15 protein-coding genes are annotated in these 25,378 nt (G+C 49.9%); 10 read left to right on the forward strand and 5 right to left on the reverse strand.

The genetic code is table 11. From position 1 onward, the window contains the following. The first annotated feature begins 227 nt into the window (after positions 1–227). The 5 genes from AC6I7T_RS03630 to AC6I7T_RS03650 all read left to right on the forward strand — a co-directional run bounded on the left by AC6I7T_RS03630 (position 228) and on the right by AC6I7T_RS03650 (position 8,505). Positions 228–2,318, forward strand: coding sequence for an FG-GAP-like repeat-containing protein (locus tag AC6I7T_RS03630; protein WP_497791941.1), 2,091 nt, complete (start codon positions 228–230; stop codon positions 2,316–2,318). Between the two features lie 271 nt (positions 2,319–2,589). After that, complete coding sequence (locus AC6I7T_RS03635; protein WP_497791942.1) at positions 2,590–3,354, forward strand: ABC transporter ATP-binding protein; 765 nt, start codon at positions 2,590–2,592, stop codon at positions 3,352–3,354. After that, complete coding sequence (locus AC6I7T_RS03640) at positions 3,351–5,144, forward strand: hypothetical protein (RefSeq protein ID WP_497791943.1); 1,794 nt, start codon at positions 3,351–3,353, stop codon at positions 5,142–5,144. Before AC6I7T_RS03635 ends, AC6I7T_RS03640 begins: the two co-directional genes overlap by 4 nt. Before the next feature lie 169 nt (positions 5,145–5,313). Then, positions 5,314–7,413 carry a beta-galactosidase gene (locus tag AC6I7T_RS03645; protein WP_497791944.1) on the forward strand — a complete coding sequence of 700 codons (2,100 nt, stop codon included), beginning with the start codon at positions 5,314–5,316 and terminating at the stop codon, positions 7,411–7,413. Positions 7,414–7,422: 9 nt separating this feature from the next. Then, positions 7,423–8,505: a glycoside hydrolase family protein gene (locus AC6I7T_RS03650; RefSeq protein ID WP_497791945.1), complete on the forward strand. Its 1,083-nt coding sequence runs from the start codon at positions 7,423–7,425 to the stop codon at positions 8,503–8,505. Between the two features lie 58 nt (positions 8,506–8,563). Here the strand turns inward: AC6I7T_RS03650 and AC6I7T_RS03655 are convergent, their stop codons facing one another. Beyond that, a complete protein-coding gene (locus AC6I7T_RS03655; protein ID WP_497791946.1) occupies positions 8,564–11,371 on the reverse strand; it encodes a family 78 glycoside hydrolase catalytic domain in 2,808 nt (935 codons plus the stop codon). 334 nt (positions 11,372–11,705) lie between these two features. Between AC6I7T_RS03655 and AC6I7T_RS03660 the strand changes: the two genes are divergently transcribed. Beyond that, positions 11,706–13,286, forward strand: a complete 1,581-nt coding sequence (locus AC6I7T_RS03660) for an alpha-L-fucosidase (protein WP_497791947.1) — start codon at positions 11,706–11,708, stop codon at positions 13,284–13,286. Between the two features lie 140 nt (positions 13,287–13,426). Here AC6I7T_RS03660 and AC6I7T_RS03665 read toward each other — a convergent pair whose 3' ends face one another. Then, positions 13,427–15,949 (reverse strand): alpha-L-rhamnosidase-related protein, encoded by a 2,523-nt coding sequence (locus AC6I7T_RS03665; RefSeq protein ID WP_497791948.1) that lies wholly within the window; start codon positions 15,947–15,949, stop codon positions 13,427–13,429. A gap of 230 nt (positions 15,950–16,179) precedes the next feature. On the opposite strand from AC6I7T_RS03665, the gene AC6I7T_RS03670 reads away from it, so the two are divergent. Next, positions 16,180–18,015: a beta-L-arabinofuranosidase domain-containing protein gene (locus AC6I7T_RS03670; protein ID WP_497791949.1), complete on the forward strand. Its 1,836-nt coding sequence runs from the start codon at positions 16,180–16,182 to the stop codon at positions 18,013–18,015. Between the two features lie 226 nt (positions 18,016–18,241). On the opposite strand, the gene AC6I7T_RS03675 is transcribed toward AC6I7T_RS03670, so the two are convergent. The 3 genes from AC6I7T_RS03675 to AC6I7T_RS03685 form a co-directional block, all read right to left on the reverse strand. Continuing rightward, positions 18,242–20,083 carry a glycoside hydrolase gene (locus AC6I7T_RS03675; protein ID WP_497791950.1) on the reverse strand — a complete coding sequence of 614 codons (1,842 nt, stop codon included), beginning with the start codon at positions 20,081–20,083 and terminating at the stop codon, positions 18,242–18,244. A 116-nt stretch (positions 20,084–20,199) separates the two neighbouring features. Then, entirely contained in the window at positions 20,200–21,108 is a 909-nt protein-coding gene (locus AC6I7T_RS03680; RefSeq protein WP_497791951.1) for a glycoside hydrolase family 43 protein, read from the reverse strand. After that, positions 21,101–21,418 (reverse strand): hypothetical protein, encoded by a 318-nt coding sequence (locus AC6I7T_RS03685; RefSeq protein WP_497791953.1) that lies wholly within the window; start codon positions 21,416–21,418, stop codon positions 21,101–21,103. Before AC6I7T_RS03685 ends, AC6I7T_RS03680 begins: the two co-directional genes overlap by 8 nt. Positions 21,419–21,610: 192 nt before the next feature. Here AC6I7T_RS03685 and AC6I7T_RS03690 point away from each other — a divergent pair, with 192 nt between their 5' ends. The 3 genes from AC6I7T_RS03690 to AC6I7T_RS03700 are packed head-to-tail and all read left to right on the forward strand — an operon-like array spanning position 21,611 to position 25,368. Beyond that, positions 21,611–22,807 carry a four-carbon acid sugar kinase family protein gene (locus AC6I7T_RS03690; protein ID WP_497791954.1) on the forward strand — a complete coding sequence of 399 codons (1,197 nt, stop codon included), beginning with the start codon at positions 21,611–21,613 and terminating at the stop codon, positions 22,805–22,807. Positions 22,808–22,817: 10 nt separating this feature from the next. Then, positions 22,818–23,807, forward strand: coding sequence for a 4-hydroxythreonine-4-phosphate dehydrogenase PdxA (gene pdxA / locus AC6I7T_RS03695; RefSeq protein WP_497791955.1), 990 nt, complete (start codon positions 22,818–22,820; stop codon positions 23,805–23,807). A gap of 13 nt (positions 23,808–23,820) precedes the next feature. Next, positions 23,821–25,368, forward strand: a complete 1,548-nt coding sequence (locus AC6I7T_RS03700) for a sodium:solute symporter family protein (protein WP_497791956.1) — start codon at positions 23,821–23,823, stop codon at positions 25,366–25,368. The last annotated feature ends 10 nt before the right edge of the window (positions 25,369–25,378 follow it).

The raw sequence follows: 25,378 nt of genomic DNA on the forward strand, positions 1-25,378 counted from the left end.
GCAGAGATAGAACACATCGTTAAGTTTGGCCTTCCTGCAAGAAGCCCGACTCTAGGGAATCCAAATGAAGCTTATTACTTAACGAGTTATAACCAACAAAGCTGCAGCATGTTCGAATGCTTTCTGCAAGTGAAAATCAAACTGATCGCATTCGGTTGTTCAAATCATGAAGGTAATTCTCGTACCAAGTACAGCCTTCAGCTCTAGCCCTCTTTGGAGAATCGATCATGACGCACTACTCTAGCTCCCCGTCTGCGCATCACTCTTTTGCTGCAATATCTGCAAGGTTAGTGAAATCTCTCTTTACACTTTTGCCTTTTGCCGTTGCATCTGTTGGTCTGAATGCTGCAACCAGCCCGACCTCGACCTCTCTCTCAGTGTCTTCTAAATCTCTTTCGGTTGGAACCTCTGTTACCCTAAGCGCGGCTGTGGTATCGAATAGCAAAGCGGTAACAAGAGGCCAAATACTTTTTTGCGATGCGATCGCCAATAACCATTGTGTAGATAGGAACCTATTAGGAACTGCACAATTGGGGACCCAGGGAACAGCCACCCTCACTCGCATTTTAGGCACTGGATCGCATCAGCTCTTTGCGATATTTCAAGGCACAACAAGCAATGCTGGAAGTTCTTCCCAGAACTCTATGCAAACAGTAGCCGTTAGCCCGAAGGCCACGCCCACTGTATCCCTGAATGCTTCAGCCTCTGGTGGAAACTACAACCTCACCGCCACGGTTACAGGTCACGACCTCGCACCGCTCACCGGCAATATCACGTTCCAAAATCCTCAAAACAACCAAACGCTAAATACCGTGGTACTGGGGTCACCAATCATCAGCCAATCCTTCGCACCGCAGGGAAGCTATGCAACTGGAAACAGTCCTATTGCCGCTGCAGCAGCTGATCTTAACAATGACGGAAGAACCGATCTGGTAATTGCAAATAATGGTGACGCCTCGGTCAGTGTGCTTCTGGCTAGCGCCAGCGCCCCCGGCACCTTCCAACCCCAGGTGAAGTACTCCGTTTCCGGACTCCCATATGCCATCGCTATAGGCGATTTCAATGCTGATGGAATACCAGATCTTGCTGTTGCCAACAGCACCTATCTCAGTATTCTGCCCGGCGATCCCTCAAACATCGGCACCTTCCAGTCCGAAGTAACTTACACGATTGGCCGGGGACTCGGATCTATATGTACTGGAGATTTCAATGGGGACGGCCTTCTCGATTTGGCCATGACCGACAAAAGCTACTCTTCAATGATCCGTATTGCTTTCAATGATCCAGCCCAGCCGGGACACTTTCTAGGTCAATCCTTCTCCACCGACTACGGCACTACCGGGGTTACAGCAAAAGATGTCAACGGAGACGGTCTTTCTGATCTGATTCTTGTTTCGACCTCCAATTCCCGAATTAATGTCCTTCTAGCAGATGCTGCACACCCGGGCCAATTTTTAGCTCCGGCAAACTACTCGACCTATTTTGAGCCAACCGGAGCATCCGTGGCGGATTTTAACGGTGATGGCATCCTGGACATCGCCGCCATTGAGCAGTCCAACATTGTCGACCTCTTTCTGGGAGATCCGGCTCACACAGGTCAGTTCCTTAGCCCCAAGGAAATCACTACGAATAATCTAAGCTATAGTTCGGCAACCTCAACCGACCTCAACGGAGATGGACTGGCAGATCTTGCTTTAATTACAAACGGTTCTAGCAATGTAAACATTCTGTTGGCCGACGCGAAAACGCCGGGACAATTCCAACCCCAATCGAATTATCCGATTGGCTCCGGCTCCTCGGTTTTTCTAACCTCAGCTGACTTCAATGGGGACGGAGTTCCCGATCTCGCAGTACTCGATTCCAGTAATAACAGCGTGCATCTATTACAAGGCTCTGTAACTAAGGTTGCTACTGCCACCGCAACCGTCCCTTCCAGTTCTCTATCTCTGGTTGACGCAGCCTATTCCGGGAATACGGCCTATGCAGGCGCACAATCATGTATTCTCTCTCTCGGAAATCTGAATCCAACTGCTCCCGTTATCAGCAACCTGCATGCTTCGGCAATTGGTTCCAACACGGCTACCATCCAATGGAATTCCAATATTCCAACCAACAGTATGGTCCAATATACTACCGCGTCTGCGCCGGCCCAATACACCCCATGGGTCAATCTCCCGACGACCAACCACTCGATTACGTTATCAGGACTCCAACCGGGGATGACTTATACCTACGAGGTTCGCGAGGTGGCATTCTCCAATGGATGTGGTCATTGGACCGTCAACTCGCCCGCCAACAGTTTTAATACGAATCCATAAATCGATCGCATCTGGATAGCGTGACACCAGACCGCCCCAGTAGGCCAGAACAGGTTTGCTGGGGCTTCGCTTTTGTAATCCGAAATGCCCCCTTCCCCGCAAATGGGATATTGATCTCCAAGTGAGAAACCATAGCCTCCTCAAAATGACACATTATCCAATAGACGGCTCCCGGCAAAGACGCCCCTTCAAGGTTTTCTCATCCACTATGTAGCATGCTACTTGACGAGAGCCAATATAGTTTGCTACATAGGGTAAGAGGAAAATGCCGATGCTCGAATTGAAAGATGTATCCAAAAGCTTCCGTGGAATTCCCGCTGTCAATCGGGTGAGCTTCCAGGTTGCGTCGGGTGAGATTGTTGGCTACTTGGGACCAAATGGCTCTGGAAAATCAACCACCGTCAAGATGATCATCGGCTTGCTAGAACCGAGCCACGGCAAAATCCTCTTTCAAGGTAAAGACATTCATCAGGATATGGTCCGGTTCCGGAGCATTCTCGGCTACGTCCCTGAGGAGGCCCACCTATACACACATCTGTCAGGGCTTGAATATCTCCAGCTGATTGGGAGACTACGACGAATTCCGGAGAGCACAATTGAACGGAAAGCGAACAGCCTGCTCAAACTGCTTTCCCTGGAATCATGGCGCTATTCGCCAATTTCGTCCTATTCAAAGGGTATGAAGCAAAGAGTGCTGATCGCAGCTGCACTCATGCACGATCCTCAACTGCTCATTTTCGATGAGCCGCTCTCAGGCCTAGATGTCGTCACATCCAGACTTCTCAAAGACCTGATGCAAGAGCTGGCAGCAATCGGTAAGTCTATTTTCTACATCTCTCATGTCCTTGAAGTAGTGGAAGAGGTCTGTGATCGAGTGGTCGTCATCTCAAAGGGACGCATCCTCGCTGACTCCACACCTGCGGAACTTACGCAATTAATGCACCTTCCCAGTCTTGAAAGTGTCTTTGCTCAACTGGTCCAACAAGAAGACACCAGGGCCCTGGCCTGCGAATTGGTGGAGGTAATTAAAAGATGAAACTCTCCAGTCAGGAATATCCGCTTTCAAGAGATGACGGCCTAATTTCCGGGCTTAAGATTCAGGACGAAACTGTTACGGCCACCATTCCCCGGAGAAGTCTTTTGTCACTCCTCTGCAGTCACTTTCTGGAGCGTTTTTTCAATCATGAAATGGTGTCTTCGGATGAAGATGGCAAAGCCCGCCTACTCCAGGTAGCATGTGCTGCAGGTGTGCCTGGTTTTGTTGTCGCATTGTACCTGTGGGCACCATATCATCCACTCAAAGCACCAATGCCTGCCTATTGGCAGCAAGTTGCTCACCACTTTTTCTTTGTGATCTATTCCTTTGTGGTGATGGGAATCGTCACAGTTTTCGAATGGGATCTCTTCTTTCCGGATCTGCTTGATGTCGCTGTCTTAACGCCCTTACCGCTGAAAAGAGGGGCTGTGTTTCTGGCCAGAATTCTGGCTGTGAGTATCTTTGTCATAGGGTTCTTATTTGACACGAATATTCTTGCAACATTTCTTCTACCTGTCTCGATAGAACCTCCCCATCCTCTGCAATTCGCAATGGCGAACCTGCTCGCTGCGAGTGGAAGCGGAATCTTTGCCGCAGCTCTGGTGTTGACTATTCAGGGTATGTTCATCGCCATTCTGGGAGAAAGCTTTGTGCGCAAGATTTCCTTCGCACTGCAAGGCCTGATTATTACCTCTCTCTTGATCCTGCTGATGCTCTTCCCTGTTTTATCGGGCATTTTGTCCGGACTGATGCAATCAGGCAACAAATTTGTTTTCGCCTTTCCACCATTCTGGTTTCTAGGTGTCTATCAATATCTGCTCGAAGGGCCATCGTCACAGCCTATTTACTTTGAGTTAGCACGAATAGGCTGCACAGCAACAGCTCTGGCTGTAACTATTGCAATACTCTTGTACCCTATTGCCTACTGGAGAAAAACCGGAGATCTCATCCTGGGAGGCAGCAGACTACGATTCCGTACTTGGAGCTCCACATTAGCTAACCGAATGCTCCACTTTCTTCTCTTGAGGAAGATCGAATACCGCGCAATATTTCATTTCATCAGTCAAACGATACTTCGGGTTCACCGATATCGTATATATCTCATCATGTATGGAGGTCTCGGACTTGCAATCATTACAGCCAATGTTCTGCGGCTAAACATATATTCCAAACATATTCATATCGGCCTATCATCGAATGGTCTGCGGGCAGCTGTTCCGATTGCAGCATTCTGGATCGTTACAGGGCTCAGGCTTACGTTCCTATCGCCCGGGAATCAACGTGGCAGCTGGGTCTTTCGCTTGATTCAGGGACGCCCCAACGTCCTAATACTTCACGCCGCGAAGATATGGGTCTATGTCTGCAGCATGACGTGCACCTTAGGCATCGTCTTGGTTTCGCGTTTCCTGGCTCCGTCCGATCTGGAAGGATGGAGAATTAGCTGCGGCCAGATCGTCACAGCGCTCGGCTTATGTCTGTTATTGACGGATCTCTTCTTCCTAAATGTAAAAATAATCCCTCTCACAGGAATACGAGCTGAAATCAGACCGAACCTTGCAATCACTCTATTGAAGTACTTCTCCTTCTTCCCCCTCACTATATGGCTGACATTACGCTGTGGACCTTGGATCGAAAGAAACGCGATCACACTAATAGCAACTACAGTATTGATAGCCGTTCTCCATAGCGGATTACAGATCTTTCACCGGAAGAGCATAGAACAACATCTGAGCCTCCCGGAATCTGACGAGGAATCCGAATTTCTCCTAAAACTGGGTATTTCCCGGTAATAAAAGTTTCTCCCCTGTCCTCTCGGCACATTTTCGTGCCTCAGACACCCATGTTTTCAGTTTTCAGCTTGACATCTTTGGGATATCAGACTATTTTTTGGCAGTAAATATCATTAACTTTCAAAATATATCCAATTTAAGCGGAACTGAGAACCCTTTGAGTGTCCAGATGAATCGCAAGAAATCGCTGCTTACGGCCTGTATCCTTTGCTGTGCTATCGCACAAGGACCTCTTTCTTTTTCTCAAGTCTCTTCTGCTCCTCACAAACAAGTACAAGCTTCAAACGATATTCCCAGCCTGATTCTCGGGTCGGCCTGGTATCCGGAACAGTGGCCTGAATCGCGCTGGGAAGAAGACCTTGGTTTAATGGAAGCAGCAAATCTCCACATGGTTCGTATTGGCGAATTTGCCTGGAGCCGTATAGAGGCGGAAGAGGGCAAGTACGATCTTGACTGGATTGAGCGGGCGATCACACTTGCGGCAAAGCATCACATTGTTACGGTTCTCGGAACGCCGACAGATGCCCCTCCGGCATGGCTGACCTCGAAGTATCCTGACGTTCTCCGTGTTGAGATCGATGGTCGCCGCGACCAGCATGGCAATCGCCGTCAATTTTCGTATACAAGCCCCCGCTACCGAGAATTCTGCCGTCGCATTGTGGAGCAGATGGCTCTCCGATTCGGTCATAATCCCAATGTGGTTGGATGGCAGATTGGAAACGAATTCTCATTCGACTCTTACGATCCATATACGAAGCAGCAATTCCAGCAATGGCTAATGGCTAAATACCATACGCTTGATTCCTTGAACGAACATTGGACGACCTCCTATTGGAGCCAAACTTACTCCGATTGGGAACAGATTCCTCTAGAAGATACACATGGCAACCCAGGCTTACTGATCGACCACAGACGGTTCGTCAGCGAGGTATGGAAGAGCTTTGCTCATGATCAGATTTCGGTTCTCCGCCAGCATATAGGTTCGAAGCAATTCGTTACGACCAATATCGGAGGATTAGCGTGGACAGATCGTTGGGATCATTATGTGGTAACCGAAGAAATGGACATGGCCTCGTGGGATGACTATGTGGGACAAGGCCATCTTGATCCGTATAAAGATGGCGCCATGCACGATCTGATCCGCGGACTAAAGCGTAAGAATTTCTGGGTAATGGAAGCAGCTCCCGGCTATGTGAATTGGGCGCCGGTAAGCAATACCCTGGATCGAGGAGAAGTCCGCATGATGGCATGGGAGGCAATTGCCCATGGGTCCGATGCTGTCAGTTACTGGCAATGGAGAAGTGCGCTCAACGGGCAGGAACAATACCATGGAGTGATTGTCGGCGCAGATGGAACACCGGTACCGGTTTATAAAGAAATTCGCGAAATCGGAGATGAATTCGTAAAAGCATCTCATGCAATGGAAGGTACGTCGCCGCGATCTGAAGTTGCATTACTTCATTCCTATGACAGTCGTTGGGCTATCGACTTCCAACCTCATAATCAGCATTACGACCAACAGCAGGTACTGCTGGATTACTACCGGCAGCTGCAGGATCTAGCTCAATCTGTCGATATCATCAATCCCAATGCTTCGCTGGATGGATACAAATTGATTGTCGCTCCAAGCCTCAACATGATCTCCGAGGAGCTCGGCAAACATCTGCTGGATTATGTTGCAAAGGGTGGGCATCTTGTACTGGGCCCCCGCTCTGGGATGAAAGATGCCTACAACGCACTTGATGTCCGTCGTCAACCAGGACCACTTGTTGCACCTCTTGGTGGACGTGTCGAGCAGTTCTATGCTCTGGAAAAAGAAGTTCCCGTTTCCGGGAAGTGGGGTGATGGTCAAGCCAGCCTTTGGGCAGAGCAGCTCAGCAAAAAGGATGCAGATACCCAGGTGTTACTGAGCTATGGGAAAAGCAACGGATGGCTTGATCAAGAGCCCGCAGTGCTGACCCGCAAAGTTGGGAAAGGCAGTATTACCTACATCGGAGCTGTTCTCGATACAAAGCTCATGCAGACGGCAACGAAATGGCTGCTCGACGAAAGTGGCGTAAAAGCTGTGTTTGGCCCAACGCCAGAAGGTGTCGAGGTATGTAGACGGGTGGGCAATGAACATCAGGTCTTTATCCTGCTTAATCATGGGAAAGAAGCTGCGGATGTTACTCTTCCACATGCAATGAAGTCAGTGCTCACGGGAAAAGAAATCACCAGCATCCATCTGCCGCTGCAAGGTATAGAGATCCTTGAAGATCGCACTCGCTAGAAGGAAGTCATGGCTACACGAAGAAGTTTTTTGAAGACAACTGCAACCGTACTTGGTGTAGGGACTCTTTCCAGAGCATCTCTATTGCATGCATTTGCCGAAACAGATTCCCTCACCCCATACCGTACTCCATATAAATATGGAAAACTTGTTCTGGAACATTCGAGTGACCCGACGGCTTTTGACAGTAAGGCAGTTGACTGTCCGTTTGTCTTCCAGCACGGCAAGCTCTTTTACATGGCTTATGTGGGATACGACGGCATTGGATATCAAACCGGTCTGGCCTCCTCTGAAGATCTTGTGCACTGGAAGAGAGAAGGTTGCATCTTGCGCAGAGATCCCAATTCCACCTACACAAAGTTCAATATCGCAATGAACTGGATTGTTCGAAAGAATGATCTGAACTCTGTAGGAAAGCTAAAGAAGATCAAAGGCAGGTATTTGGGTGCCTATCATGCCTATCCAAACTCTGGCTATGAGGCAGGACCAGCCGTTATCGGACTTTGTTGGAGTGAGGATCTTTTTCATTGGGAACTAGATCCCCCCTTCCTGCATCCTGACGATCAAGATGCAACAGAGTGGGAAAGCGGAGGATTGTACAAACCCTGTCTTGTAGAGGAAAAGGGAAAGTACTATCTGTTCTACAACGCAAAGACCAAGACATTACCGGGGAAAGGCGGCTGGTATGAACAAACCGGCATTGCGACCTCTGACGACCTAAAGACCTGGAAAAGATTCTCAGGAAATCCAACTCTGAAGAATGGACCGAAAGGATCTTGGGACGACCGTTTTGTTAGTGATCCATGCGTAGTACGGCACAAAGACGAGTGGGCCATTTTCTACTATGGTCTGAGCAGCAAGGGAAAGGCTCGTGAATTACTGGCTGTAGCGCGAGATCCCTTTCATCCGCAGAAGGTCGATAGCATTCTCATCGACGCAGGGCCACAGGGCTCAGTCGATGATGACTTTGCGCATAAGCCCTCTGTGATTACCTACAAGGGCGATCTTTACCATTTCTATTGCGCAGTTTCCGGTAAGTACCCGAATGATGTTCGTGGAATCTCGGTAGCGCGCTCACGGCCGTGGAGTTGATTCCCACCCAATAATTGACTCCGGGGCTTCCCTAGATCTACAGAGAAGCCCCGGGAGCTTACTTCTCATTCCATTGGAACTCATACGATCCCGAAGGAATGCTATACACCGCAGATTCACCTTCCTTGCGAAGATACTTTACATCCTTTACAGACAATAAAGTTTTGCCATGCTCCAGTATCGATCTACTCATACCGGGCAGATGGATCTCCGCTGAAGTATTTGCAGGTATCGATACCCGTAAGGTCATCTTTCCAGAGCTACGCATCCATTGAGAGGAAATATTTCCTAGAACGGATTTGTAACTGACACCCGCGGAATTTATGCCCACGATCATCCACGGATGAAGACTGATCTGCTTCCCGGCGGGCAGTGATAGATCAACGTGGACACCACCCAATCCCTCATAAAACCATTCCTCTGCATGGCCGAGCATAAAGTGATTCTGAGATTTCGTGGGATTTGCATCCCAGGCCTCAGTAAGTGCTGTTGCACCCTTGGCCAACTGATCTCCATAGCTTGGCACATCCGTACGTGACAGCATGTCGTAGATCACATCCGATCGCCCACCTTGTAGCAGAGCCAGCAGCACATAATGGAACCCGATATCGCCGGCAGTCAGATGATCTTTATGCTTCCGGATATCTGCAACCAGGTTGTCGAGAACTGCCGCCCTACGATCTTCCGGAACCAGCCCGACAACAAGAGGAACAGCATTAGCGGTCTGACTCCCTTTGTCATATTGATTACTTTCAGGATGAAAGAGACTTGCGTTGAAGGCCTCGCGAACATCTTTCGCCAGACTCGCATAATGGTCAGCATCTTCACCTTTATGGAGTAGCAGTGCAATCTCACGCATCACGCCCAAAGTCTGATAGTAAACACCGGTAGCCGTCACGGCTTTGGAGGTAAGCTTCGAGTAACCCGGATCTCCGGGTCCAATGTCGTACCAATCGCCCAGTCCCTGCGATAGCAGCTGCCCGTTGGCTTGAGAATGCAAATACTCCAGATAGCGCTGCATGGTTTCATACTGTTCTTCCAGCAAGCGAAGATCCCCGGAATACTGGTATGCCACCCACGGACTGAGGATAGAAGCACTTCCCCATTCCGGCGAATCGCGAAAATCTTTCAGCTTCTCTCCAAAGGCAACGAATTCGGGAGAGATCTCAGGAACCAGACCGTTGGAAAGCTGAGAATCTCGCATATCCGAGGCCATCTTGGCATATAGTCCATGCATATCGTAGCCATCGAAGAGCGCTCTCCCAATCAGATGAGTCTGCTCCAGCCAGCCAAGTTTTTCGCGTGTAGGACAATCCGTCAAAACGCTTTGCATGTTGCTCTTGATTGCAATGTTGATGAGGCGATGAATCTTCTCCAATAAAAGGTCCGAGGTTTCGAACTCGCCAAGCTGCTCAGCAGAAGAATGGATAAATTGTCCAGCAACAGATAAAACTTTTGGTTTTGGCGTTCCCAAAGCAATTGTCTCCACCTGGAGATAACGAAATCCGTAATAACTGAAACGCGGATGCCAGCTTTCGGGCCCTTGACCTTTGAGCGTGTACGTGAAGAATACCGGGCCACCGGAACTCCGCTGGCTTACCAAACCATTCTTATCGAGCAACTCGCCAGGTGTGATCTTGACTGCGGTTCCGGCGCTCCCTTGAACGGTTAATGTGGGCCAACCCGAAAAGTTCTGGCCCAGATCGTAAACCGTCACTCCCGGTTTCGTTTCCGAAACCTTGATTGGACGATAGGTTTGCATTGCTCGAATCGGCGCAAGCTCTTGCGCAACCATGGCTCCGCCAGGACCTTCCACCTCGGAGGCATCCTTCCACTTCGATTCGTCTGCTTCGGGCAAATCCCATTTCAGAGGTTCCAGGCGCGCATCATAATCTTCTCCGCCATAGATGGAAGAAAAAGTGATTGGCCCATCCATCACCTTCCAGGATTTATCGCTGACGATTGTAGCTGCAGTTCCATCGTCAAAAAGCAGATGCATCTGGAAACAAAGCTTTGACTGGCCAAAGGTACCGACGAACTTCTGGTAACGTCCAGGAGTCTTCGGGACGTTGTACATACCATTTCCCAACATCACACCGACAACGTTTGTACCCTTTTGAAGAAGAGTTGAGACATCGTAGGTGTTGTAAAGAATTGTCTTGCGATAGTTTGTCCATCCCGGCGTGAGAACTTCATCGTTAACAGAACGACCGTTCAGATGCAGTTCATACTGCCCTAATCCGGAGACAAAAACCAAAGCCTTTGCAACCTTCTTCTGTAACGCAAAACTATGACGAAAGAGGGGTAAGGACTGTGGCTTCATTGCTGCGTCGGAGAGATCAGGGTGTGCAGCAATCCAATGCGCCTTCCACTCCTTCTGGTCCATGAGCCCCGATATCCAGCGCGCCCGAGGACTCCACCGACTGGAACGATCATTTTGATCCCAGATCTTAATCTGCCAGAAATACTCTGTGTGAGAGTGCAGTTCCTTACCGCTATAGCTGATGTTCAGAGTATTTGAGCTTTCTACTTTGCCACTGTCCCATAGATCAGGATGTTCTTGATCCAGCAACTTCGGAGACGAGGCGACCATAATACGATAGGCACTTTGGGAAATACCTCTTAGCCGAGGTGATGTGCTCTCGGGAATCCAGCTGAATCGGGGATTCTTTGATTGAATCCCGGAAGGATCCTTTTGAAATTCACACCGAAGGTCAGTAGCTACGATCGTAGCTGCCGACATGGTCTTTACGGAGTTCCCAGAACCTCGCCCACTTAAGGGAAGACTCAACAGAGAGGATGGATCCAAACCAAAGCAGAGAACGCCGATCGATAACAGCCACCCACAGCGGCCTTTCCAAATCATTCCAGATGCTCCAAAGAAAAAAGGGGGAAGCCTGTGCTACCACCCTTCGATGATAGGACAGAGCTTCCCCTTAGGGAGGCCAAAAACGATCTAAAACTTGAGACGAACGGACAAACGAATTGGTCTCAACTTCTGTCGAGATTGGCGGCTTTTACTTAGCACGTCGGCTAAGTGAAAGCTGCACACCTAGTTTATCGGCGTTTCAATGTAATTGATAATCGGAACTATCAATGGCACAAAACATGATTATCAATATCGAAACCGCTTCTTGGAGGTTACCCCGGCAAGCTATGATCATAAGCAAATCAGTAAAAGTACGTAAGGACTGCTCTAAATGCCTCGTCGCAAATTGATCTTTTCCAAACTATTTCCCCTCACGATCATGGCAGCACTCACTCTTCCGGTTAACGGCTGGGCTCAGGACTACCAACAACAACTGGAGAATCGGCTGACCCTGGTAAATCGGGAAATCGGCAAGGGGCCGTTCGCCGCAGACTGGAATTCTCTGGGCCGATACAAGGTTCCCGACTGGTATCAGGATGCGAAGTTCGGCATTTTTATCCACTGGGGTGTTTATTCCGTACCGGCCTTTGCAAATGAATGGTACCCGCGAAATATGTACCTGAAAGACAATCCAGCCTACGAGCATCAAGTAAAGACCTATGGGCCATTGTCGAAATTCGGCTATAAGGACTTTATCCCAATGTTCACGGCATCAAAATTCAGCGCCGACGATTGGGTAACACTCTTTCAAAACGCAGGGGCAAAATATATCGTTCCAGTCGCAGAACATTGTGATGGCTTCCCCATGTACGCCTCCGACTTTACCGAGTGGAATGCTGTAAAGATGGGACCGAAGCGCGATGTGGTCAATGAAATTGCTACGGCCACACGCAAGCATGGACTACACTTCGGAGCCTCATCGCATCGTGCTGAGCACTGGTGGTGGTACAACGGTGGCACGACGTTTGATTCCGATGTGCAGGATCCTAAATACGCTGGCCTCTATGGACCGGCACAAAGCACCCACCTTCCCGGAGATGCTTCCAGCAAAGATCCAGATCCAAATCACCTTGAGCGCTGGCTACCACCGAACAAGGCATTCATGGACGACTGGCTTGCGCGCAGTACCGAAATCGTCGACAAATATCATCCAGAGATCTTCTACTTCGATTGGTGGATCGGACAGCCTGCATTTCGACCCTATCTGCAACGGATTGCCGCCTACTACTATGATCGAGCCGCAGAACGGAAAGAAAGTGTCGTCCTTACCTATAAGGAACATGACTTCCCCGAAAACGCCGCTGTACTGGACATTGAACGAGGAAAAATGGACAACCTCAGGCTCTCGCCTTGGCAGACAGATACTTCTGTCAGCATCAAATCCTGGGGATATGCCGACAACGATTCCTATCGAGATGCAAAGTCGCTAGTTCATGAGTTAGTCGATGTTGTCAGCAAGAATGGCAATCTGTTGCTGAATGTCGGGCCAAAAGCAGACGGAACCATTCCAGAACAGGCGAAAACCGTTCTGATGGAAATTGGAGCTTGGCTGCGTCAAAATGGCGAAGCTATCTACGGTAGCCGTCCATGGTATGTCTATGGCGAAGGTCCCACCAGCAATGAAAAGAGCACAGTACTGGGCAAAGATCTCGACGAGTTCACGCCACAGGACATCCGCTTTACGACCAAGGGTAATACCCTCTATGCCATTGCCCTCGGTTGGCCACAAGAGGGCAAGGTGATTGTCCACACGCTTTGGAATAAGAGCCCTTATCTGAAAGCTCCAATTCAGAGCGTGGAGCTTTTGGGCAGTAAAGAAAAACTGAATTGGCACCAAACCGATCAGGGTTTACTAATCAACCTTCCTGCTACCAGGCCAAACGATATTGCCTATACCTTCAAGATTGATTGAGGGACATGGCAAGTGATTCATTGCTAATCGATTTCAACGACGAGTGGTAGCACAGTAAGAATGGCCTCAGTGGAAATACTGGAGGCCATTCTTAATTTCAATCCGAGCTATATCTGAGGGCTCAAGCACACTACCAGGCCCTATTCAGCACGGATCTCATAGTGCCCTGCTTCCTTAACAATGATCTCCGCACGAGAGCCACCCTCGGCAGGTGTGGACGTAACAGCAGATCCATTTACCAGAACCTTAGCTTTCGACGAAGAAACTGGAACCAGAATCTTCGCCTCCACATTGGCAGGCAGATCAATTGTGAGAGGATTGCCCTTCTTCATAGAAACCGAGAGCAGTCCCTGCGGAGTCGGTTCACTTCCCTTTGCCCATTCCAGATCCAGCAAGTCAGGACGAATAGTCACCTTCCGGAAGCCTGCTTCCGTTGGCTGAATGCCAAGCAACTGCTCCATCAGCCATGCTGCTGAGCCACCGGACCAACCGTGCGCTAAGCTCACGAAGAAACCGGTTGTACCATCAGCCTGAAGATTCTCATGTGCCTTATCCTTGGGCCAGCGCAGATCGTATGCTTCCCAGAAAGACGTTGCACCTTCATCAAGCATGCCGCCCCAGTACTTGCGAATCCAATTCAGCGCTTCCGTGCGGTGTCCCATCTGAGCCATTGCAGTCACAACATAGTAGTTGTAATAAGGGCTGATGATTGGAGCCGTATAGCGGTCCTGATTCACGGAAGAAAGAACATTCTTCCACAGTGCGGAATACTGCTTCGGAGTCGCCATACCGGAAAGGACAGCCATAGCATTCGTCTGCCAGCGAGGCCCATACGTTCCGGTGCTTGCTTCCAGATAGCGTTCATTGGCGGATTTGCGAATCGTCTCTGCTCTTTGCGTATAGAAATCCGCATGGCTAGTATCGCCGAGTTCCCGAAGCAGATATGATGCCTCACGATATGCCCGATAGTACTCAATCTGCGTAGCTCTTCTGGCTTCAGGAGTATCGGCAACCAACTCCGGAGACCAATCAACAAATAACCAAACTTTCTGCTTATTGATGAAGAGATTGTTCTGGTCAAAATCGGCATCCATCACCTTGAGCAGCTCAAGCATCCGGCCATGCGTTTTTTCCAGAAAATCCTTAGCGCCCGTATAGCGATAGTAATCAGCCAAAGAAGTGATCCAGAGCGCGGAATAACCGGGTATATCGTTGACATGATCGGTTACAGGACTTTCACCGAGAAGCCGGTTCATTGTGTCTTCCATCAGGAAGCGATCGGCGAAGACCTCGTTGACCACGTGTCCACCCACATCGAGATCGCCAATCCAGCGGCCACGGTCGCGCTTCACAGCGTCCCAGATGTCATCCTGCATACAAAGATGCATCGTGTAGGTACCCGTCTCCCAAATCCGATTCAACACCTGGTCTGAGGAGGCAAAAGATCCCTTGTACTCTACGGGATAATAGATGCCCTTCAGTTGAATCGATTTGAAGCGAAGTTCGGATGCACCGCCGAGAAAGCGTACACGCGCATAGCGGAAACCTGTCTTTGGCCCATAGCCCACGGAATGCGGTGCAATATGAAGCAGTTGACTCCCCAAGTAATGCCCGCTCTTGAGAGCCTCCATATCCGACTCTCCGTAATCGATACGGACAACAGACTCACAATCGCAATCGGATTCGATCTGCAAACGGCCAGCTACTTCACGTCCGAAATCAAGTAATAGCGAAGGAGCTTCCTCATCCGGAATAAGCGGGGCAGAGAGCTTTACACCGAAAGCTCCGGAGCCTGCTCCAGTCAAAGCATTGGTATTAAGAAAGTGGCTGCGCCCCTCAAAAACATGGCTGATCTTCTCTGCCTTCATTTCGAATTGACGCAGAAAGGGCGAGACACCAGCATATCCAGGCCAGTCATAGAGTCCGGCATCTCCGTTCCACTGGAACATGTCGACTGAACTCTCGATAGGACCAAGGGTCTGTACTCTATCCCAAGACTTGTCATCGAAGCTTGGCTGCTCCCATCCATTTGGAACAGATACGGTGCTTTTCCACTCCGGGCCGCTAATCAAGATTGCCGGAGCATTTACCCAGGGAGATGCGGGAACAATTTTCGCAACCAGCACTTCACCAAGAGTTTGCTGCTCAACGATGCGTGAATTTGAGAGCCCTACAACGCCGCGTCCGCGAACAACTTCCAGAGCAAGAGTATTCTTTCCCTGTTGTAGATGCCCGGCAAGATTCGTGGCAAAAACATGCATCCCCATTGGAGAATTGAGATCCCGGCTTACCTCGTCGATCAACTTGCCATTGAGATAAATCTTCGCCGAACGTGGTCCCGCAAGATAGAGAGTTGCCGCCGCTGGAACCTGATCCAGATTAAAGACAGTGCGGAAGAAATGCGGATTGGCTTTGGCATCGGAGCGCGCGAAAGAATAACGATGATGATCGGCATGAAGAGCCGCTGCATCGCCAGCTGTCCAGATATATTGCTCTGGCAGTTGACTGCGATTCTCCGATGCCGCCGCGACAGGCAAAGATCGCGTTGGATCAAGTTTATTGTCCGGGAAATCTGCCTTCTGTCCCCATACCAAAGGGCTCCCCAATGCCAGACTCAACCACAAGCTGGAACTTATCTTTGCAAGACGCGCGTGTCGTCCCATCGAACTTATCTCCTTGTCCTTCGACTTCTAAATTCAGCAAATAACATTTTCTCTAAATTGTCTGGTAAAACATTTTTTCATATGCGAAACTACGCCCGTAGCTTCGCTTCTGGCAACTGTTTGTTTTGCCATTGTTCAGTTCTGGTTACCAATCCCCTGGCCGATCTCATACTGGACCAATCAAACCGATGAAGCGTCCTTCTTAAGTGAATGTCGAGGAGAAAACACTGATGTGCTCTGGTTCCCAATTTTCGCGCAGAGACTTTCTTAAATCTGCTGCCGCAATTACCGCTACCGCGGGTCTTAGTCCCTCTATCAAAGCCCTTGGAATGGCAAACTCTACGGACTGGCTGGAAGAATTCGACTATGCCGATGTCAGGCTTACAAGTGGACCGTTGAAGGACCAGTTCGACCGTATCCTCGCCAGCTATCTTGCGATTGATAATGATCGGATGTTGAAGGTATACCGGCAACATGCAGGCCTGCCCGCACCTGGAGATGACATGGGGGGCTGGTACGATGCCGATGGCTTTGTACCGGGACACAGTCTTGGACAATACATCTCCGGCCTTGCCCGCTACGCTCGTGCCACCGGAGAGCCTTTGGCCACGGCCAAAGTAAATGCGCTTGTCTCCGGCTTCGCTGAAGCGATTGATAGGAACCCCTCTCCATTTGCCAGCAAGATCGCAGCGACAACCTGGCCGTGCTACATCCTGGATAAGCATGCCTTTGGACTGCTTGATGCTTACCGGCTCACCGGCAACAAACAAGCGTTGGCGCTTTACCCTCGCGTGATGCAGGGAGCAATGCCCAATATTCCCGATCACACATACGATCGCGGCCCCAACAGCCCTAAAGACGCACCGTATGATGAAACCTATATTCTTTCGGAGAATATGTTCAATGCCCACGAGCTTACCGGAGATCGTACCTGGCTCGACATGGCAAAGAAGTATCTGCTGAATACCGAATACTACGTGCCACTCGCCAAGGGGCAGAACATCCTCCCCGCGAAACACGCCTATAGTCACGTGATCTCGCTCAGTTCCGCTGCCAGGGCTTACGAGAAGTTGGGCGATCCAATGTATCTCGATGCCATTCGTAATGCCTGGGACATGCTGGAAACGACTCAGCAATTTTCTTCGGGTGGCTGGGGCCCCAAGGAGGCCTTTGTTGCTCCACATGAAGGGCGGCTGTATGAGAGCCTTGCCTCCACTGAGGACCACTTCGAAACGCCCTGCGGGTACTTTGCGCAATCGAAACTTGCTCGCTACCTTCTGCGCTTCACAGGGGATGCTCGTTACGGAGATGGCTTGGAGCGCGTTCTCTACAACACTATTCTCGGAGCTAAAGATACAGACGGTGAGGGAAACTACTTCTATTACTCCAACTATCATCCGCTCGCGCAGAAGGGTTATTACCAGAAAAAGTGGCCTTGCTGCTCCGGAACACTGATTCAGAGTGTCGCAGACTATGTCCTGAATCTCTATTTCCGCCGGCAAAATGATATCTATGTGAATCTCTACAACTCTTCCGAGGTTCGTTGGAAGGCAAATGGAACACCGATCAAGTTGACGCAGACCACACAGTTCCCGTTTGGAGACACTGTTCAGCTTCGTTTGGAAATGCCTGCCGAAACTGAGTTCACAGTGTTTCTGCGAATTCCCAGTTGGGTTGGTGGAAAGCCTGCTTTGACCATCAACGGAAAGGACGCTTCGATTGAACTTGCCAAACGCAGCTTCGCTTCCGTACATCGCAGATGGCGGAATGGAGACACTTTGGAATTGAGCCTGCCCTTCGCAATCAGAGCCGAAGCTATCGACGACAGGCATCCGGAAACCGTCGCTGTGATGAATGGGCCTTTGATGATGGTGAGCACAACCCCGCCGGCGGATATCGCGACTAGATCGCTTTCCCTGCCCAAAGGTTTGCGTCCTCTTGCTCATACCAACGGAATTCTGGGTTATGACCTTCCCGGACAGACATTACAATTCCGTCCCTGGTTTACGGTTCAAAACGAACGCTACAACACCTACCATCGGCTTACGTGCAGCCAAACCCTCTAGAGCCGTCCAGCTCTGGCATGGGCCTCAAAAGCATCATGACGAGTTGCCATTTCTCCAAGAGGAATGGCAACTCCCAACATCTGTTTGTGGTCTATAACGAAATCTAGACCGTTTTCACAAAAGGTGATCCGCGAGAAAGAATCTCGGAGTGGCTTTTCTGTCAAGAAAAGCCACTCGTAACATTCGTTCGTCCAGATACAGTATTTGTGAAAGGGTATAGACAGCCCTAATTCACCTTCTCGGCCGTAATCGTAGACAGAGTCACGATCTCTCCAGGTTCAACGACCAGTTCTTTAGGAATAGATCCAGTTGCATTTTCAAGATACTGGCTGGTTCTCTCCAGTTCTTTCCATGCCACTCCGTCCCAATGAGTCGAGATACGCTGCGCTTCAGTACTGCGGTTCAGAATCACGAGCGTTGACTGCCCCTGACTTCCCCGGTATGCGCTGACCAGCAGGTCCGGATTGTTGCTTGCAGCTTCGATCCGCTTCATCCCCTCAAGTACATGACGGCTGTATGCACCCAGAACTCTAAGCTCAAAGCTGGACGGAACAGGGAAGTTATTCCGCGAGCGGTCGGGAATCAACAAAGAACGGGAGCCACCGAAGTTAGGCTGTTCAATATCAAGAATCACCCAGCAATACAGGAGGCCAATGGAATCCAGCATTACCAGATTCTTGTGATAGAGCTGCCCGACGTTAAAGGCAATGCGATACGAAGGCACCTGATATTTCGGGTCGTTAACGCATATTTCAGTCGAGAGAAATGGTTTCCCATGCAATGCCTCGTGCATGCTTCTCAAGCGCTCATCATATAAATCGGGGTTTGCCATGAATCCCTGGAAGTCATAAACGTGACTAGCTGCGTAGTCAATGGACTTCCATACTTCTGCATCTTCTTGAAGTTCCTTGGCCTTAGTGACTGCATCCTTCAGGAATGGAGGATCTGCCATGTGGATCTTCACAGAAGTAAAACCAGCCTTGTCCAGCTCACGACGAAGGACACGTACCATCTGAAGAGCTATTTCCTTTGGCTGGGACACTTCGTTCTGGACACCAACCACATCGGGAGCCGCACCGGTGCGCTCTTTTTCGAGGCGGCAATAGGTAACCATCGCTCTGGCGTACTCTTCGGGATTGGCTACGCCATCGAGAGGCTTACCTTCTTTGTCCTTGTATTCCTGTGTCGCCCATTTCGGAAGCGCCCACATCTCGTAAATAACCTTGCCGCCCAATTGAATCGCTTTGCGGTTATAGGAAAAATCCGAAACTTCACCATTCGGGAAGTTATCCCCATAGTAATGAGGAGTTGCATCCTGAAGGTTATCGAGATTGGACATATCCTTCTTCAGATTTGTCCCCATGGGATATTCCCGATCAATCAGCAGGTTATAGCTCTTGAGAATCCTCCAGTACTCTTGCTTACCCGCCTCACTCAATCCAGCATAAGCAGGAACGCTTGGACTTCCGCCAAAGCCCATCATCGTCTGATAGACCGTAGAGGGTGTAACCGTTACGACTGACTCCTTAACCGGAGTTGACTGCAAGGCTCCTGTCAATACATCGTGCTCATTGCGCGGAGCCGACATCATTAGCTGATGCCTGGTGACATCCAACGAAAGACTTTGCTCAATCAACAGCTGCTGATTGAGATAGACCTTTAGCGACAGATGCGAGTCCACCTCAACAGTTACGGTACGAGCATGACCTGTGTATTGGACCTCGTTCTCATGGCCAATACGTTCCGGAAAGTTCCCTCTCGAGCTTTGTCCCAGGAAGTAGCCATATGAATCGTAATAGCGCTCGAAGACATGCAGAGTGGTAGGACTCAGTTCGACAGTAAAACCACCTCGCTGCCCGGTAAAGAGCCAGGAGAGTTTGGCTTTGTCTGAGACATCCTGATCAAGAACCAACGTTCTGCGAAAGAAGCTGGGAAGGGCCTCTTGAAAATACACACGCGGAATCTCAGGCGGACGGCTCCAACCAGCACCGATAGGACCATCGGAGATAAATTCGAAATGAGCTATGGCGGGACCATTCGTAGGAGTGGCTTTTGGCAAGTTTGCCAAAGCATGCAATGATCCCGGAACTATCACGGATACCAATACAGAAGACAACAATCTGATACAAAACGAACGCAACAACATGGAGATTATTCCCTTTCTTCCCCACTCCTAAATGCAGGTCACTGCGATGAGAGCAATCGTGCAGCCTCTTCTTCAGTTATTCGCAGAAAACTTCCGTGCTTGCAGTGAGGCGGAAATTCTATCTGATCGGAGATACTCTCCCAAACCTTCCAATCTTTTGTCTGATTTGCCTCATAGCGACGCGGCGGACGATAGTGATCGTAATATACGATGTACTCATCGCCGACTTTTAGAATGGACGCCCCCTCGGACCATGTCTCCGTAAAGGGAGCACTGATCTCAGACCACGGCCCTTGCAGTGTCGGAGCCATTGCGGAACGAAGTTGACGACGCATAGGATCCTGAGTCTCATCTTTAAAGACCATGATGTATCTCGAATCTTCTTTAAGAATCGTTGCATCGATCACAACGTACCCTGGATCAAAGAAGATGGTCGGCTTCGTAAAGCTCTGAAAATCCTTCGTCATCGAGTAGTAGATACGATTCCCTACCTGTCGGCCCTCTACATTGCTCGACCAGATAATCATCCATTGAGATTGCTTCTCATCCCAATAGAGCTCCGGAGCCCAGGTATTCAGAGTCCCTGGAATATCGGCCATAATGGGGATCTCCCGTTGCTCCGACCAATGAATTAAATCAGGAGAATGGGCGTACCCCAGTGACTTTCCTCTCCATGCCCAAGTCCATACCATATGGAATTCATGATCCGGTCCGCGCGTTACGAAGACATCGCGCATGACTTCTCCAGAAACAGTGGTGCGAACCGAAGGCCTGTCGTTGTGCAGGGCTTTCCAATGATGAGCATCATCGCTCAGCGCGTAGTAGATGCCGTCATTGCCTGGCTCTTTGAAATAGACATAAAGATACTTGTCCTTAGCAAAAAGCTGAGGCAATGCCCCCATGAGCAACGCTACCGCCAGGCAGCCGCGTAAAAACCGGCTATTCATGTTCAACACCCTCCACCTTGAACGAAACAGGAATCGTGTCCTTCCAAGATGACTGCATGGAATAGATCTCTTCGAAGTCTTCATCGGAGGAATTACGCCGGAGGGCATTTCCCGCGAGCTGCAACCACGCATCTCCCGCCAGTTTTCCTGGAACTTTAAGTTCTCGTTTCCGGAGAAACTGACTATCGTACCGATACTGATCAGGGTTCAGGATTCTGTTGTCTTCTCCCATAGAGGAGAACGCCTGCCCTTTACTGGAAATACAACCTGCAAAGAGGGCACGCAGAAGAAGAAAGCTCGCCTTTTTCATAGTCCCATTTTGTGGTTACGTTTAGACCTCAACACATCTGCAGGTGAAATATATTCGTCTGATAATCGAAATAGCAACCATGTTTTTGAAAATAATTGACAACTTCTAAAAATTTTACGAATATGACTGCGACTCCATGTAGCCTCTAAATCATGCTGGCTGCTAAGAGAGCGCCAAGTTTTGGGGGCTAAAGTGAACGAGAAAACGGGGAGATGTTGCCTGCTGATAGCCGACGATCTGACCGGAGCGTGTGACTCCGGAGTCCAGTTCGCGCTTCGCGGCATATCGAGCACGACCCTGTTAGACCCGGAGGAAATCTCTCGCGCAAAATCCGCAAGTCTTTGTATTACAACAGATAGCCGCGGAGACAGTAAGACTCTGGCACGCCGGAAAGTCACGGAAGCCGCTCTGAAGCTTCAAGCTCTCCGGCAAAACGAGAGCCTCCTTTTCAAGAAAATCGACTCCTGTTGGCGTGGCAATGTCATTGCAGAAACCGAGGCAATGATGAGAGCCTTCGATTGTAGGGTCGCTTTAGTTGCGCCAGCCTTCCCCGCAATGAAGCGAGTGGTACGAGATGGAGTCCTTTATACGGGGGAGAAATCCTCCGCCCCGATCTCACTTTCTGAGATTTTTGAAAAGGAAGGTCATGGTTCCTTTTTGGAACTGCACGACATTCCCTCCTACGGAGGTCCCGAGAAGCTGAAGGACATCTTCAGCAAAGCACTCAGAGACGGCATCTCGTTTCTTTTAGCAGATACCGAATCAGATCAGGATTTGTACGAGCTGGCTCAAGCTGCAAATTGCTTTTATCAGGATCTGCTCTGGGTAGGTTCCGGGGGCTTGGCCCAAGCAGCAGCCCGAGTCTCCTGCCCACAGGTAGGAAATACAATATCACCGCAGTCCGTATTTCATTCATCTCTTGTCTTCTTAATTGGCAGCAATCATCCTGCAACGGAAGCACAGATTGAACACCTGATGAATTACTCGGACGTAGAACCAGTGTCGTTCGAATCCCTGGAATTCCCTGGAATACGTAGGAATGCACAGCTCACGCTTGAACGGGAAAAGCCGTTGATTCTTCGTATCGATCGGAATAACACGACAGATGCATCTATTCGTACCCTTTGGAAGATGCTTGGATCTGAACGCATCAGAGGACTCTTTCTTTGCGGCGGCGACACAGGAATGCAAATTTGTCGGGCTTTAGGGTCCACTTCAATTTCTCTAAGAGGAGAGATATCTACGGGGATTCCTTGGGGAATCCTATCCAATGGGCTTGCGGAAAGTATTCCGGTCATTACGAAATCAGGTGGATTTGGTGTCCCCTCATGTCTGACCGATATTGTCATGCAATTCAGTAAGCCCAAGAAAGCCGCTTATGGAAACTAGAGCCTCCAACATGCCTATCATTGCCGTCACGGTGGGAGATCCAGCGGGAGTCGGTGCAGAAGTCACGCTCAAAGCCTTATCAGACCCGCAGATCGCAGAACTCGCTCATTGGATCATCGTCGCGGACGAAGCTGTATTGGAGGCAGCCGGAAAGATAGCTGGTATTGATCCTGCATCGCTTTCCGTATCGCTGTGCTCAGCCAAGACACTTCCGGCTGGCAGCTCCATTTCCTTCGGAAAGCTGGATGCAGCCTATGGCACCGCCGCCGTTGAATATGTCCGCATGGCCACGGAGATGTGCTTGCGAGGAGAAGCTGACGCCATTGTGACAGCGCCGCTTAACAAAGAGGCTGTTGTCCTTACCCGTTCTGGATTCTCCGGGCACACGGAATATATCGCAGAGCTGTGCGGAGTGAAAGGTTCCCGCATGCTCCTGGCTAGCGAGAAGCTATCCATCATTCACGTCAGCACGCACATCTCTCTGGCAAAAGCATGCCAACTCAACACAGATAGAATCATCGAGACCATTCAGCTGGGCTATCAGGCCATGAAGCTGCTTGGCTACGCTAATCCGCGTGTTGCCGTCAGCGGTCTCAATCCGCATGCAGGTGAGAATGGCCTCTTTGGAACAGAAGATGAGGAGTTCATCGTTCCTGCGGTAAAAGCCTGCTCTGCGCAGGGGATCAACTGTACTGGTCCGTTGCCTCCGGACAGCGTGTTTCTGAAGGCGTTCAAAGGCCAATACGATCTGGTCGTAGCCATGTATCACGACCAGGGCCACATCCCGATGAAGCTGCTCAATTTCGATAGCGCAGTGAACATCTCCCTTGGGATTCCAATTATTCGTACTTCCGTCGATCACGGAACAGCCTTCGATATCGCAGGCAAAGGGAAAGCAGACGCCACCAACATGAAGGCAGCCATGAAGATGGCGGTCTCCATGGCAATTCATAAGCAAATGGAAAAGTCCTCGCTCACGAAGGAAGCGAAGAAAGGCTAGAGGTGTTCTTCACATGCGCTGGATCGATGGAATCATCATCATCGCTTATATTGCTTCCCTGGTAGCAATCGGACTCGCATTTTCCCGTCGTCAAAAAACGACTGAAACATACTTCATTGCGAAACGAGAGATCCCTGGCTGGGCTCTCGGTATGTCGTTGTTTGCAACCATCATCACCAGTGTCACATTTATTGCTTATCCGGGCTCCGCGTACGAGGGAAACTGGTCCTTGCTGACACCCGGCCTGATGATCATTCTGGTACTGGGACTAGTCGGATTCGTCGTAGTTCCCTTCTTCCGCTCAGTCGTTGCCATGAGTGCCTACGAATATTTTGGCAAACGCTTCGGAAGCGAAATCCGCCTCTATTCATCCCTGATGTTCGCGGTTGGACATTTTTCGAAGATGGCATTCGTGCTCTATCTGCTTTCGCTTACGGTGAGCGGAATGACCGGTTGGCCGATTGATGGAATTATCTTCGCAACCGGAATCATAACCATTCTCTATACCTTGATCGGGGGGATGGAAGCTGTAATTTGGACAGATGTGGTACAGGGATTTCTCCTCGTGTTTTGTACTCTGTTTACCATTGGCTATCTGCTGTTCTTCTCTCCCGCCACGCCGGGCGCAATGATTCATCTTGCAGCAGCCAGCCACAAGTTCAGTCTCGGCAGTCCTACCCTGGCTTTCGACAAGCCGACACTCATTGTTCTATCTATCTATGGTTTCTTCTTTTATCTGCAGAAGTACACCGCAGATCAGACGGTTGTGCAGAGATATCTTGTAGCAAGAACCGACCGCTCGGCACTGAAAGGCATTGCCATGGGAGCATGCCTATGCATCCCTGTATGGGCGCTATTCATGCTGATCGGCACACTTCTCTGGTGTTTCTATCAGATCACGAAGACTCCGCTGCCGGCATACATCACCAAGGCGGATCAGATCTTCCCACACTTCCTGATCGCAAACGTTCCAACAGGGCTTTCGGGGCTATTCGTTGCAGCGCTCTTTGGCGCGGCGATGTCGATGCTGGCTTCGGACTTGAATTGCCTGTCTCTCATTGGAGTGCGTGACTTCTATCTCTTCTTCCGTCCGCAATCTACGGATAAGAAGCAACTGACCACAGCAAAAATTCTGGTGGCACTAGCCGGGATGATGGCCGTTCTGGTGGCGGAACAACTTGCCCACACTAAAGGAACTGCACTCTCCCTCTATTACACAATTTCATCCATCGTTGCAGGTGGATTGGCAGGGCTGTTCCTTCTGGCTGCATTTAGCAGCCGTTCCAGTCGTCGCGGTGCACAGCTTGGCATTGTAGCCAGCTTGATTTTTACGACCTATGCAACGCTCACCTCTGGGAAACATGCTCTGCTCGATTTGGGCAGATTCAATTTCCCCTGGCACGATTTCATGATTGGAGCCATTGGAAATATTGTTCTGCTTGTCTTTGGCATTGCTTTTAGCATTTTGCTCCCTGACCGGGAGGATAACGAGATTAGGCCAACGATCTGGACCTGGCTTAAAGCAAAAAAACAAAACACGCTTTCAGGAGTATCTATGTAATCCCCCCTTC

The organism is Humiphilus diazotrophicus (assembly GCF_059726315.1).